The sequence below is a fragment of the Aeromonas sp. HMWF017 genome (genome assembly GCF_003061465.1).
Taxonomy (GTDB): domain Bacteria; phylum Pseudomonadota; class Gammaproteobacteria; order Enterobacterales; family Aeromonadaceae; genus Aeromonas; species Aeromonas veronii.
In genome coordinates, this window is record NZ_QAJD01000175.1 from 6299 (window position 1) to 20076 (window position 13778).

Below are 13778 nucleotides of genomic sequence, written 5' to 3' on the forward strand. Positions count from 1 at the left end.
GTGACAACCGGCCAGCGGATGCAACGGCGAGGCGATAGCAATGATGGGGGAGCAACAGAGCAGCTCCATCTGCAGGCCCGCAACCGGCGGGCGCTTGAGCACAAAGCCGATATCGGCCTCGCCAGTCAGCAGCGACTGCATGATCTCGCCGGAGTGATCCGTGGTGCAGCGGATCTCGAACGGTTCATCCACCAGCTCCATCAATAACGAGCCAAACACCACCGAAGTGAGGGATGGCAGACTGGAGAGACGGATACAAGGCAGCGCAGGCGCCCCCTGCAGTGCCAGTCGCCCTTCGCTCAGGATCGCCAGCGCAGAGCGGGCCGATGGCAGAAACTCCTCGCAGGCACGGGTCGGCGTCACCCCGCGTCGATGACGCTGAAACAGCGGCGCCCCGAGGCTCTCCTCCAGCTGGGCAATCCGCTGGCTCACCAGCGGCTGTGACCAGCCACGAATAGCCGCCGCCTGACTGAAGCTGCCCAACTCGGCCACATCCAGCAGCAGTTCCAGATCGTCCAGATCCATAGACATAAATAATCCTGATATGAAATATAGGTAGTTGTCGTCTACCACTATATCTAAACCCTCTCCAGAATGAAGGTATCTGTGAATGAGAGGGCGTTATGGTCGATAGGGCGAGGTTTTGGGGACGCTGGTTTCTGGCGCTGGATACCACACTGGTGATCCTGGGTTTCTTTGTAGTGATGCCGATGATCAGTCTGCGCTTCGTCGACCAGCTCGGCTGGGCCGCCGGTCTGGTGGGGCTGGCCCTCGGCCTGCGCCAGCTGACCCAGCAGGGGCTGGGGATCTTCGGCGGCTCGCTGGCCGACCGTTTCGGTGCCCGCCCGCTCATCGTCACCGGCATGTTGTTGCGGGCGGTGGGCTTCGCCACCCTGGCCTGGGCCGACAGCGGCGCAATGCTGATCTTCTCCTGCTTCCTCTCCGGACTGGGCGGTTGCCTGTTCGACCCACCACGGGCCGCACTGGTGATCAAATTTACCCGTCCCCATGAGCGGGGCCGCTTTATCTCCCTGCTGATGATGCTAGAGAGTGCGGGAGCAGTCACCGGTGCCCTGCTAGGCAGCTGGCTGCTTCGCTTTGACTTTACCTATGTCTGCCTGCTGGGCGCCGGGCTCTTCACCCTGGCGGCTCTCTGCAACTGGACCCTGCTGCCCGCCTACCGCCTCTCGGTCAAACCGACTCCGATGCGGGAAGGGTTGGGACAGGTGCTGGCGGATCGCGCCTTCTGCCGACTGGTACTGATCCTGAGCGGCTACTACATGCTGTGGGTACAGGTGATGCTGATTTTCCCCATTCTGGTCAAGCAGCTCTCCGGCACCACCACGGCAGTGGGCTGGATGTACAGCCTGGAAACGGCGCTGTCACTGGCGCTGCTCTACCCTATCGCCCGTTTCAGCGAGCGGCGCTATCGGCTGGAGAGCCGGCTGATGGCGGGTATCCTGCTGATGACGGTGGGAATAGGTCTGGTCGCCTTCGTCAGCACCCTCTCCGGCATCTTCGTGCTGCTGGCCTGCTTCTATCTGGGGATCATCATCTGCGAACCGGCCCGGGAGACCCTGATGACCCGGCTGGCCAACCCCACAGCCCGCGGCAGCTACATGGGCTTCAGCCGCCTCGGACTGGCGCTGGGGGGCATGACCGGCTATGTGGGCGGCGGCTCCCTCTATGACTTCTCGCTGCAACAGGGACAACCGGCCCTCCCCTGGCTGGTGCTGGGCACCATAGGCGTCGCCACCATGTTGCTGCTCGCCCGCTGCTTCTCCCGCCGCCCGGAGCTGGCTATCAGAGCCGCCGCCTGACGACCGCCCCACCAGCGGCAGCACAATCAACGGGGCTGCCGCTCACCCCATATTCTGCAAGCCATCACAGCAAAAGGTTGCGAATTACAACTTTTACGCTATTTTAGTTGTCATGCACAACTAAAAAGGAAACCACGATATGGATCCCCGCCCCCTGCGCGCCCTGTCGCGCGATCTGGTTCGCGAACTCGGCATGCTCTCCCAGCAGTGCGGCAACCTGGCCCTCACCCCCATCGAGGCTCACCTGCTGATCGAGCTAGAAAACGCCCCGGCCACCAACCAGCAACTGGCAGAAAAGCTGCACATCGACAAATCCAACGCCAGCCGCCCGCTGGCCCGCCTCGCCGAGCGGGAGCTCATCAGCTGGCATCCGCACCCCTCCGACGGCCGCAGCAAGGAGGCCCGCCTCACCGTCAACGGTCAGGGGATGCTGCTGGAGTTGCACCGGGAGATGGACGGGGCGATGGAAGAGATGCTGGCACAGTTGAGCCTGTCCGAGCGGGAGCAGCTGTGGCAAGGGCTGCGGCTCTATCGCAGCGCCCTCTCCCGCGCCCGTCGCCAGCGGGGTTACCAGATCCGCCCCATCACGGCGGCGGACAATGCCCAGATCGCCTTGGTGATCCGCGCCGTATCGGCCGAATATGGTCTCACCGCAGACAAGGGGTATGGGGTCTCGGATCCCAATCTCGATACCCTCTCCCAGAGCTATCAGGGGGAAAAGAGCCGCTACTGGGTCATCGAAGGACCAGACGGTTCCATCCTCGGCGGTGGCGGTATCGCGCCATTGGCGGGAGAAGAGGCAGTCTGCGAGCTGCAGAAGATGTACTTTATGCCCGCCCTGCGCGGACTGGGCCTTGGCAAGCGGCTGGTGTTGCAGGCACTGGATGCCGCTCGCGGTTTGGGCTATCGACGCTGTTATCTGGAGACCACCGAAGTACTGCGCGAGGCCACCAGCCTCTACGAATCACTGGGCTTTGAACACCTGCCCGGCCCCCTTGGCTGCACCGGCCACGGGGATTGCGAGATCTGCATGGTGCTGACACTGGGGTAGCTCCCTCATCCCCAACCCTTCTCCCGCAAGGGGAGAAGGGGGCAAAAACACTTCCGCGACCTTTCAGGCAGACCTCTGATGGTTCCCTCTCCCTCCGGGAGAGGGCTAGGGTGAGGGCTGCTTGCGACTGTATATGCTGAATCATTACCCCCTGCATCCCTCCTTAAACAGGCAAAACGGCACAAAACAAGAGACCCCGCCGAAGCGGGGTCTCTTTGATTATCTGCCAACAGGCAAACAAACCATTATCAGTGCTCGCGAGTCTGGCGGAACTCCACGTCGGGGTGACGCTCCTGAGCCAGGCGCAGGTTGACCATGGTCGGTGCAATATAGGTGAGGTTGTCACCGCCATCGAGGGCCAGGTTGACCTCGTTCTTGCGCTTGAACTCTTCGAACTTCTTGACGTCGGTCCCTTCCACCCAGCGGGCGGTGGAGACGTTGACCGCCTCGTAGATGGCCTCGACGTTGTACTCGCTCTTCAGACGAGAAACCACCACGTCAAACTGCAGTACACCGACCGCACCGACGATGAGATCGTTGCTGATCAGCGGACGGAACACCTGTACCGCCCCCTCTTCGGAGAGCTGGACCAGCCCCTTGAGCAGCTGCTTCTGCTTGAGCGGGTCGCGCAGGCGGATGCGGCGGAACAGTTCCGGCGCAAAGTTCGGGATACCGGTGAACTTGAGATCTTCACCCTGGGTGAAGGTGTCGCCGATCTGGATGGTACCGTGGTTGTGCAGACCGATGATGTCACCGGCGAAGGCGTCTTCCGCCTGCTCACGGTCACCGGCCATAAAGGTCACGGCGTCGGAGATATTCACATCCTTGCCGATACGCACGTGGCGCATCTTCATGCCCTTGGAGTAAGTTCCTGACACGATACGCATAAAAGCGATACGGTCACGGTGCTTCGGATCCATGTTTGCCTGGATCTTGAACACGAAGCCGGAGAACTTCTCCTCGGTCGCCACCACTTCGCGGCTCTCGGCCTTGCGCGGCATGGGAGACGGCGCCCAGTCAGTCAGGCCATCCAGCATGTGGTCAACACCGAAGTTACCCAGTGCGGTACCGAAGAAGACCGGGGTCATCTCGCCAGCGATAAAGGCATCGTGATCGAACTCGGGAGAGGCGCCCTGCACCAGCTCCAGCTCGTCACGCAGTTGCCGGGCCAGATCTTCGCCGACGGCAGCATCCAGATCCGGGTTGTTCAGCCCCTTGACCACCCGCTTCTCCTGAATGGTGTGGCCCTGACCGCTCTGATAGAGATAGGTCTCATCCTTGTAGAGGTGATAGACCCCCTTGAAGGATTTACCGCAGCCGATGGGCCAGGTGATCGGGGCGCACATGATCTTCAGCTCGCGCTCCACCTCATCCATCACTTCCATCGGATCGCGCACTTCGCGGTCCAGCTTGTTCATAAAGGTGAGGATGGGGGTATCACGCAGACGGGTGACTTCCATCAGCTTGCGGGTCCGGTCTTCAACACCCTTGGCGGCGTCGATGACCATCAGGCAGCAGTCGACCGCCGTCAGGGTACGGTAGGTATCTTCGGAGAAGTCCTCGTGACCCGGGGTGTCGAGCAGGTTGACCAGACAGTCGGCATAGGGGAACTGCATCACCGAGGTGGTGATGGAGATACCACGCTGCTTTTCCATCTCCATCCAGTCGGATTTGGCATGCTGGCCCGAGCCACGGCCCTTGACGGTACCGGCGCGCTGAATGGCCTGTCCGAACAGCAGGACTTTCTCGGTGATGGTGGTTTTACCCGCATCCGGGTGCGAAATGATCGCAAAAGTGCGTCTCTTGGAGACTTCACTCAGAAATTCAGCAGACATAATTCAACGTTCTTCTATTGAGCGGTGGCATCAGCCACCGTGGGAATAAATCCGGAATGCCGCTCACGGCACATGTATACGCAACGAAAGCCACGCCAGCTGGCGTCTTGCCAACCTGGTGGAGAGAGGGAGGAGGGTTGCGTTACATGGGTCTTCTCGCCTGAGTCAAAGCAAAATTGCGCGACATTATACCCGCGCGAGTGAAAAATACCCAGCCTGACAAGAGATGATAATTTGGCCGCTCATCCGTTCCACAGGTTCCAACTGAACAGAAAATCAAACACTCCGAATCGGATGGCAGCATCCGGACTACGTGGAGTTGGCCTCCTCCCCATGCCAGCAACAACCACTCTTGATAAATTTTCATACTTGGACTTTCCCTATCCAGCTACAAATATGTAAATCGTATCTACATAATGGAGAGGTCATTACATGAAACATTCCACCCTGCACAATCAACAGATCGTCATTATCGGTGGTACCTCGGGTCTTGGCCTGGCCACCGCCCAACAAGCGATCGAGCAAGGCGCCAAGGTCATTATCGGCGGTTCCAGCCGTGAGCAGCTTGCCACTGCGCTGGCTGAACTGGGCCCAAATGCCAGTGGCCATCAACTGGATATTCTCGACGTCGACTCCGTCAATCACTTTTTCAACCAGCTGGATTCGCTGGATCATCTCGTCATCACCGCCGCCGTCATGCGACCAGGCAGCTTTCTCACCGCTGCCATCGAGGATTTGAAAATCAACATGGACAGCCGCTTCTGGGGAAGTGTTCATGCGATCCGCGCCGCAGCACCCAAATTGTCCGAACGCGGCTCCATCGTGCTCACGTCCGGGATGGTGACGCGCCGCCCACAACTGGGTAAGGCACTCCCTGCCGTTGCAGCTGGCGCGGTTGAAACGCTGGCTCACAGTCTGGTTACCGAGCTGACCCCCCGTCGGATCAACGTCATCAACCCGGGCCCCATGCGCACTCCCATGCTGCTTAAAGCACTGGGCAATGACCCACAAAAAGTGGCTGCCGTGGCGCAAAGCCTGCCGTTGAAACGCTTGGGAGAGGGAGAGGATTATGCGCAGGCCGCACTATTCCTGATGAGCAACAACAACATGAATGGTGAAGTGCTTCATCTCAATGGTGGCAGCGCCTGGGCATAAAGCCCTTCTGACGGTCTTCTGCGCTCGCGCTTGCCAATCTCTCATCGCAGGCAAGAACGAGCGCAGGGGGCGAGTCTCATCGCCGTATCAGTGTGCTCCCCAATAGCGATGACACCCTGCTGAGTGACAATACCCAGCCCGTCACTCGTCTGTCTCCACCCGGTTGCGCCCCGCCTCTTTCGCACGATACAGCGCATTGTCGGCACGCTGGATCAAGGCAGCCAGATCCTGATCATCGTCTCGCAGAGAGGCACATCCGATACTGATGGTTACCGGGTACGACATGCCGGGCAGCGCCCGATTGGCGACCGTGTGACGGATCCGCTCAGCCACCCGGCACGCCTCTTCAAGGCTGGTATCCGGCAGCAGGATCAAAAACTCCTCTCCGCCGGTACGCCCCAACTGATCCTGGTGCCGCAGCTGACGATCTGCCGCTCGAGAGACCCATTGCAGCACCCTGTCTCCCTGGTGATGGCCCAGGGTATCGTTGATCCGCTTGAAGTGATCGATATCGAACACCAGCAGACAAAATGGCGAGCCCTGCCTGCGAGCCTGCGCCAACATATCACTGCCCTGCCGCAGCACCCGACGGCGGTTGTTGATGCCGGTCAGCTCATCGGTAAAGGCCAGACGACGCATCCGACGGTTGCGATCAAGCAGCCACCCCATCGTCAGCAGCGCCAGTACCCCGCAGAGCACCATCACCACCAGCAGCCAGAAACGACGCTCCTTGACCTGCTCCAGCTCCTGCTGCTGCAGTCGCTGCTCGACTCGCAGTCGCTCGTTCTCCCCCTCCTGACGGGCCAGTTCAAACTCGCCGCGAACCCAGGCCGTGCTCTGTTCCCGTAACAGCTGATCGAGCCGCTGCTCCTGCACCAGATGCTCCCGCAATGCGGCCAGCGCCGCCGGATAGTCACCTTGCAACTCGAGCGCCCGGCTGCGCACCCAGTAGAGCTCGAGCAAAAAGCGTACGTGCCCTTCCACCTTCAAAATCGGCTCAATCTTCTCAAGCGCACGCAAGGCTGGCACTGGTTCCTGCTCTTCGACTCTCAACCTCGCCCGCACCAGCTCGAGATGCGCATGGAGGATGGGGTCAACATCGGGAGAGAGCACCTCCGCCGCTTGTGCCAGCAAGCGTCCGGCATCAGCGGGGCGATCCAGCCCGAGCAGAGCCTCGGCCTGCATCACCATGCGTTCGGCATGCTCAATCAGATATTGAGGCTGATTATAAAAGGCCGCACTGCGTTCAAGCTCGCCCAGCGCATCCTGATAACGCCCGGTCTGCAGATAGACCATAGCCAGTTGATCACTTAGCCTTGCCGAGCCAAATCCATCATGGCTCCTGGCAAAGTGTTCGCTCAACCGGTTGAGGGTGGCGAGCGCTTCGGCATAGAGACCCATACGACGAAATGTGGCTGCAATCTCGAGCTGCGCCTGGTGATACCAGGTGGGCAACCCCAGCTGTTCGTAGATATTGTGCGCCTTGGTGAGATCCATCAGCCCCTGGCCTGAGACCCCCTGAAAAGACAGCATGCCCCCCCGGCGGGCCAGCGCCAGCGCCTCCAGCTTCGGCAAGGCGGCCTCTCTTGCCAGCCGCAGCCCCTCATCGTAATCGTGACGAGCCTTAGCTACCTCGCCGAGCAGCTGATTGAACCAGCCGCGGCAAATCGTCAGCTCCGCCACGGCGGCGTCATCACCCTGCTCGCGCGCAATGGCCAGCATCCGCTCCGCATTGGCGATGGCGGTACGGGACTCCTGCATGTCATCGGCTGATTGGGCCCAGCAAGCCAGACGACTGATCCGCATCTGCTGCGACGGCGGATAGGCGTTGCCGTTCCGCTGCAAACGGGCAACGCGTTCCCGCAACAACTCGATCGGCTGGTAGACCCGCTCCATCCCTCCCAGTTCATTTTCCAACTGCTCGGGGGACAAGGGTTTAGCTGCCAGCCCGAACACCGCCAGCAACAGCAGCAAGGCAAGTCGGCTCATACACACTCCGGGTCAATGGGAAAGATCATCGGGCAAGCCGATGCCGGAAAATCATCATCTTTTGCCCTGTAACAATGGTTGTAAAGGCTATCACCCGGACAGAGAGCCCGAATGGCAGGCTAGTCACATTTTACTGCGATATCATCGCGTTGGAATAAAAGCGGGGATGCACAGCGAAAAAGAGGGGGCGGGATAACAACCCAAGAGGGGTTGCCCCCTCCCGGTCACTAGTGATGCTGCCAGCGCCGCAGCAGTCGGCCGCGCAGGCCGCAATCGAGCAGCCAGCTGTTGTCAAATACCCGCAACAGCGCCTGCTTGGCGTGGCGGGACATGGCGACGGCGTGAAAACGGGTCTGACGCTGGCGATAGCGGTTCATCTGATCGAGCAGGGGATGGGGCAGGCTCTGGGCGATAAAGTCGGAGATGACCAGCACATCCGCCTTGGCAAAGGCGGGATCATCGAGCTTGGCCAGCGCCTTCTCCAGACAAGGCACCAGATCGGTACCGCCGTGAAAACTCATGGAGAGAAAGCGCTCCGCCTTGTCTAGACCGGTATCCGCGGTGATCTCGAGGGTCGCCACCTCGGTGGAGAAGAGCATCAGGTAGCAGCCGCGCTTCTCATCCATCGCCACCTTGAGCAGCGCCAGAAACAGCGCCTTGGCACACTCCTCGGGATAGCCCCCCATGGAACCGGAGGTATCGACACAGACGATAAAGGGGCCCCGTTGCTGCAACTGCTGGCCACCCTGCTCCGGGGTGCGCAGCATGATGCGCTGACGCGGCAAGGTGCCTCGCGACTGGTAGCTGAGCAGACGCCGCTCCAGATAGCGGCGATAGAACTCCAGCTCCAGCTCCGGCAGCCCCAGCATCACCGCCTCGCTTGGCAATAACCTCATCAGATCGTTCGCCTGATGGATACCCACCAGATCGTCCGGCACATCGTCGCTGGGAGCGGGCTCCAGCTCCAGCACCTGAACCGGCGGCACAGGTTGCTCCTGCGCCCGCCGATCCCGCTCGCTGCGCCCGAGCAGGCCGGCAATCTCCGCCAGCAAGGGTTCACGCTGCAACATGCGGGCGTATTGCTTGACCAGCACCAGACTGCGCTTGTGCCAGTGCCCCTGCGCCAGATCCCAAAGACCACCAGCGGAGATCTGGTTGGGATCGAGGGCATCGGCCAGGGTGCGGCTCGCCAGCAGCTGATCTTCAATCTCCTGACGCTGTTTCTCCCGCTCCGCTTCGGCGATCTGCTGCTGCAGTTGCAGCAGGCTCCCCACCAGACTGGCGCGCCACTTGTCGATAAAGAGCTGGCGCAGCCCCTCGGTGGGGTGAGCGGTCAGCTGGCGCACCAAGGATCGGGCCTCACCGGCGAAGGGGCTGTACTGCTCCAACGACTCCAGCAGGCTCGGCAGGCGACCAATCAGCTCGGTCATCGGCAGTTGCCGGTGCGCCTGATAGAGCAGGTACTCCTGCTCCAGCGCTACCGGCACCGGCTTGTGACGGATCTCCTCACCAAGCTGCTCGCCCCAGCTCTGCAGGCGCTTTTTCAGCAGCTTGCCCTGTAGCGGGGAGCGTTTGATAAATTCGGAAATCTTGGGCGAGGCCGCCAGCAGCGCCACCACCTCTCCCGCCAGCTCACCCTCTCCCATGAGAAGGCCCAGATCCAGCATGCCGATCTCAAGCATGAGCGCTCCTTACTCGTCCAGCCTTGGCAACCGCTCGCGCCACTGGGTCAGCTCGCTGCGCAGCAGTTCGAGATCCCGGTTCAGCACGAAGAAGCTGTCTTCCACCTGCTGCAGCCAGCGCTGGGCGATAAAGAGGTGTTGCTGGTGACGCTCGAACAGGCTGCGCTGCTGTTTAAGCTCCTGCATCACCTTGCCGACCTGAACCAGCAGCTCGTCGAGCGACTGCAACCAGGGCGCCAGCACCACCTCGGGGATGGCGTTGCGCTCCATCAAAACCAGCGGGATCTGCTGGCGCTGGATATCGAGCACCTGCAGCCGCAGCTCATCGTCCAGTACCAGCTCGTAATGCCCCTCTTTCGGGTTGCCAAACTCATAACCCACCAGCGCCTCACCGGTGGGGCGCCAGTGGGAGAGCAAGGTGCGATCGAACACCAGGGTGCGGGTGAGCCGTTCAGGATCGCCGCCATCCAGCGGCGCCGGGGTTAGCAGATGGAAGTGCACCTGCTTGCCAAAGGGTCTGGCATTGGCGAGCGGGATCTCGATGCCCCGAGCCCGCCGGCCAAACCACTGCTTGCGTTGCCGGGCCTTTGTGCACAGGCGCTGGGCCACGCTCTGTTTGAGCTGTTTGAACTGATCCCGAAGGGCGAGTAGCTGACGGGTCATCGCCAGTTGCTGATAGCCGTAGAGACGGGAGAATTCGGTCATCATCTCCAGCAGGGCGGTGCGGGACTCCTCGTCATGCCAGAGACAATCCTTGAACAGCAGCAGATCTACCGGTGCGACCTCATCGCGGCCATTGAAGAAGGCGCTCGCCTTGATGAGCCGTACCGCCTTCTTCCAGCGGCGATCCGACACATAGCAGCGATGGGCCAGCTGGCTGTCGAGCTGCTGGCGCAGCTGATAGATAAGCTCGAAACAGGCATCCGGCAAGCGCACCTGTTCAATCTGGCCCTGCCACTGCTCGTACTCATCCCCCCGGATCTGCAGGGATTCCGGCAAGTTCTGGTGGGCGTGGCCATCGCTGGCCAGCATGGATTGAAAGTTGGCTTTCTCCTGCACCCGGTCCATCCAGATCCGCACCAGCATCCGGTCGTAGAGCGCTTCCAGCCCGCTATCCGGCGCTGGCAGCTCGTTGGAGGCGGTCACCAGCAAGCGCATCGGGATGGGGTGCTGGCTGTCGCCATTGCGAAACTGCCGCTCGTTGATAGCGGTGAGCAGGGTGTTGAGAATGGCGGGACCCGCCTTCCAGATCTCGTCGAGGAACACCACCTCAGCCTCCGGCAGATAGCCGGCAGTGAGGCGAAGGTATTTGCCATCCTCTTTCAGCGCCTGAATGGAGAGGGGGCCAAACACCTCCTCCGGCGTACTGAAACGGGTCATCAGGTATTCAAAGTGGCGTGCGTCGTGAAAGGCCAGCTTGAGACGGCGGGCGATCAGGCTCTTGGCGATACCGGGTGGCCCCAGCAAGAAGACACTCTCGCCACTGAGGGCAGCCAGCAGACCGAGGCGCAGGGCATCCTGCCGTTCGTAGAGTCCCTCACCGAGGGCGGCCAGCAGCCGGGGCAAGCGCTCCTGGATGGGAATAAGACGCGCAGGGTTCTGGGCTTGAGCTAAAGACGACATAGAGAGTGTTCCGAAGCTGGGATGATGTTAGCCCCAAGGCGCGATATCCATTTGCTCGACCTTGGGTTTTGTCTTGTTATGATGTTTATTCTGGTATCTCTTGCCGCACAATACCCACCTCTGGCAGGAAAAAACGCAAGGTCGGCGTGATACCGTATCGGCAGCGTGCTGCGCCCATGCATGGCCAGTTTCATGATGGCACCATGCCCGCATGCGCCAGATGATGCGTTGCAAAGGGTGCAGCAAAAGCGGTTCGAGTGTACCCTGCGCAACACAATTTTCCCCAATGCAGATCAAGAGTGAGTCGCCTCAAATGCAAGATCCCGTTCGTCAGAGCATGTTGGCCCGCATGGGCATTCAAAGCTGGCAACTGCGTCGTCCGGCATTGCTGGGTGCAGCACCCGCTCCCGAGCTTGCGCAAGATGCCACACAGCCGAGCCACACGGCACCGGCCACCCGCGCTCCGCTGCCCAGCGGCAAACTCTGGTTGCTGGCGCCTCAGCTGCCTGCCACCACGCTGCTGGCGGATATCTGCCAGTTGCTCGGCATGACTCCCAACGAGGTCTCACTGCTCAGCGAGCTGCCGCCTGCCGATCTGCAAACGGCAGGCGCCTCCCCTCTGCTCTGGCTGACGGAGGCCAACCCCGCGCGGCCAAATGCGCTGATCTGCCCGCTCGCCCCCAGCGCCGCGCAAAAGCGCGCCCTGTGGCAACAGCTGCGCCAACACCTTGCGGCCAACGCGGCGTGATCCCGCATCATGCCGCCAAGACCCACTGTGATGCCGCTCTTTTTACCTGATTTTACAAATGCCACCTCTGCCAACCCCAGTGCCCAACATCTTGCCATCCGGAGCCCTCATGCCTGAGTTTCGTCCCCTGCTCGAGAGCGATTTCGACCTTGTCTACCCCATCGAGCAAGCCGCTCACAAGGAGCCGTGGAGTGAGGCCAACCTGCTCTCCTGCTTCGGTCCTCGCTATCTCAACGGTTTGATGCTGGTCGATGGTCGCCCGGCGGGCTTCTATATCTCGGATCTGGTGGCCGGTGACAGCTCGCTGATGAATATCTGTGTGCATCCGGCGTTTCAGGGCAAGGGGTTGGGACGGGCGCTGTTGCAGGCCTATCTGGCGCGCAGCAAGCAAGCCGGGGCTGAGGCCTGGTTTCTCGAGGTGCGGGCCGGTAACCAGACCGCCATCAACCTCTACGAGAGCGCCGGTTTTGCCGAGTATTGCCGCCGCGCCGACTACTACGGCACCGGCAATGACAGGGAAGATGCGGTGCTGATGTCGCGACTATTCGATTTCGGCTGATCCAGCCTGTTCGTCGCGCCCAAGCCTTTTGTCCCCCCTCAATCGAGGGGGGCGTTGTCCAGCGCGGGATCCTGCAAGGCCAGGGTGGTATGCACCACCGCCTCGAATCCGGCCCCGGAGAGCGGCATATAGAAGCCACGCTGCCAGGTTTTTCCCGGCATCCAGATCTGATCGATATCCACCACTATCTTGATGGGTCTGAGGGGCTGCCCCGGCTGCTGGATATAGATGCCAGGCGGTGTGGCGACTTTGGGAAAGCGGCGCAGGAGCTGCTCGCTGCCATCCCCCTTGCCCGGGTTGAGCCGCACTTTCACCAACCGGGCAAGCGGGCCAGCCATCTCCTTGCTCTGCCAGAATTTCTTCTCCAGATCGCCGCAGCGGCGGCACTTGGGGGTCTCCAGCACATAGAGCAGCGGATAGCCCAACGCCAGCGCCTGTTGCTGCGCCTGCTGATACCCCTCGGCCCCCTGATACCAGGGATTGGCGGGCCCCTGTGATGACGTTCCGGCAAAGAACCAAAACGCAGCGCCCCCCACCACCATCAGCCCGACCGCGGCCAACGCCCCTTTCACCCACAGATTCATATCGTTAACCCTCTCTCTGCCTCCTAGCAGTATCGGCCAGTCTGCGCAAAGGGAGAGCTATTTGCGCTCTTTGTGATCCAAGACAAACGGCGAACACTTGTAAGCTGTAATGTTGGAGTTTAAACTCTAGCCCGATTTTTAGTGCCCTCGCGGGCGTACAACTGTAATTAAAGGATGTTTAACTGATGCCGAAGCTTCATCTGGTTCGACTGATGCGTGAACGTATTGCCCAGCTTGGCAACAAGGCTGCCCTGCGGGTTCAGCAAGATGGCCAGTGGCGCGCCATCGGCTGGCGTACTCTGGGCCAGGCCATGGACTACTGCGCACAGGCGCTGATCCGTGCCGGCCACCAGCCAACCGAAATGGTCGGCATCTATGCCCGCAACATGCCGGAGTGGACCCAGGCCGATCTCGGCATCCTTGCCGCCCGCGGCGTCAGCGTCCCTATCTACCCCACCAGCACGCTCGATCAGCTGCGCTACATCGTCAAAGATGCCGGCATCAAGGTGCTGTTCGTTGGCGAACAACCTCAGTTCGATCAGGCGCTGCAACTGATTGAAAGCGGCGAGATCCGCCAGCTCATCGCCCTCGACGGCAGCGTCAACCTGCGCGGCTGCGAGCAGGCGAGCCACTTCCAGACATTTCTGGTCTCCGGCAACCATCAGCCCAGCGAGCAAGAGCTGCGAGTACGGGAAACCCAGTACCGGATGGATGATCTGCTGACCCTGATCT

12 protein-coding genes are annotated in these 13778 nt (G+C 60.9%); 6 read left to right on the forward strand and 6 right to left on the reverse strand.

From position 1 onward, the window contains the following. A partial coding sequence (locus tag DBR30_RS22645; protein WP_258224516.1) for a LysR family transcriptional regulator occupies window positions 1-531 on the reverse strand: 531 nt, incomplete at its 3' end. A gap of 92 nt (window positions 532-623) precedes the next feature. On the opposite strand from DBR30_RS22645, the gene mdtH reads away from it, so the two are divergent. Together mdtH and DBR30_RS19455 are read left to right on the forward strand one after the other, a co-directional pair. Then, on the forward strand, window positions 624-1820 hold the full coding sequence (gene mdtH / locus DBR30_RS19450) for a multidrug efflux MFS transporter MdtH (RefSeq protein ID WP_005340523.1): 1197 nt from the start codon (window positions 624-626) through the stop codon (window positions 1818-1820). Window positions 1821-1959: 139 nt separating this feature from the next. Then, window positions 1960-2871 (forward strand): bifunctional helix-turn-helix transcriptional regulator/GNAT family N-acetyltransferase, encoded by a 912-nt coding sequence (locus tag DBR30_RS19455; protein ID WP_108541513.1) that lies wholly within the window; start codon window positions 1960-1962, stop codon window positions 2869-2871. 248 nt (window positions 2872-3119) lie between these two features. Here the strand turns inward: DBR30_RS19455 and prfC are convergent, their stop codons facing one another. Further along, window positions 3120-4709 carry a peptide chain release factor 3 gene (gene prfC, locus DBR30_RS19460; protein WP_085942070.1) on the reverse strand — a complete coding sequence of 530 codons (1590 nt, stop codon included), beginning with the start codon at window positions 4707-4709 and terminating at the stop codon, window positions 3120-3122. 429 nt (window positions 4710-5138) lie between these two features. Here prfC and DBR30_RS19465 point away from each other — a divergent pair, with 429 nt between their 5' ends. Further along, window positions 5139-5861 carry an SDR family oxidoreductase gene (locus DBR30_RS19465; RefSeq protein ID WP_108541512.1) on the forward strand — a complete coding sequence of 241 codons (723 nt, stop codon included), beginning with the start codon at window positions 5139-5141 and terminating at the stop codon, window positions 5859-5861. Between the two features lie 141 nt (window positions 5862-6002). On the opposite strand, the gene DBR30_RS19470 is transcribed toward DBR30_RS19465, so the two are convergent. From DBR30_RS19470 to DBR30_RS19480, 3 genes are all read right to left on the reverse strand, one after another. Next, window positions 6003-7850 carry a tetratricopeptide repeat-containing diguanylate cyclase gene (locus tag DBR30_RS19470; RefSeq protein ID WP_108541511.1) on the reverse strand — a complete coding sequence of 616 codons (1848 nt, stop codon included), beginning with the start codon at window positions 7848-7850 and terminating at the stop codon, window positions 6003-6005. Window positions 7851-8077: 227 nt separating this feature from the next. After that, window positions 8078-9532: an ATPase RavA stimulator ViaA gene (viaA, locus tag DBR30_RS19475; protein WP_108588489.1), complete on the reverse strand. Its 1455-nt coding sequence runs from the start codon at window positions 9530-9532 to the stop codon at window positions 8078-8080. A gap of 9 nt (window positions 9533-9541) precedes the next feature. Continuing rightward, complete coding sequence (locus tag DBR30_RS19480) at window positions 9542-11155, reverse strand: ATPase RavA domain-containing protein (RefSeq protein ID WP_108541510.1); 1614 nt, start codon at window positions 11153-11155, stop codon at window positions 9542-9544. 313 nt (window positions 11156-11468) lie between these two features. Between DBR30_RS19480 and DBR30_RS19485 the strand changes: the two genes are divergently transcribed. Together DBR30_RS19485 and rimI are read left to right on the forward strand one after the other, a co-directional pair. Further along, window positions 11469-11903 carry a DNA polymerase III subunit psi gene (locus DBR30_RS19485; RefSeq protein WP_108541509.1) on the forward strand — a complete coding sequence of 145 codons (435 nt, stop codon included), beginning with the start codon at window positions 11469-11471 and terminating at the stop codon, window positions 11901-11903. Window positions 11904-12012: 109 nt separating this feature from the next. Continuing rightward, window positions 12013-12462, forward strand: a complete 450-nt coding sequence (gene rimI, locus DBR30_RS19490; RefSeq protein WP_005340505.1) for a ribosomal protein S18-alanine N-acetyltransferase — start codon at window positions 12013-12015, stop codon at window positions 12460-12462. A 38-nt stretch (window positions 12463-12500) separates the two neighbouring features. Here the strand turns inward: rimI and DBR30_RS19495 are convergent, their stop codons facing one another. Beyond that, on the reverse strand, window positions 12501-13004 hold the full coding sequence (locus DBR30_RS19495) for a hypothetical protein (protein ID WP_375061541.1): 504 nt from the start codon (window positions 13002-13004) through the stop codon (window positions 12501-12503). Between the two features lie 227 nt (window positions 13005-13231). On the opposite strand from DBR30_RS19495, the gene DBR30_RS22650 reads away from it, so the two are divergent. Next, window positions 13232-13778 (forward strand): AMP-binding protein (locus tag DBR30_RS22650; RefSeq protein WP_375135863.1); only part of this gene is annotated, 547 nt, incomplete at its 3' end.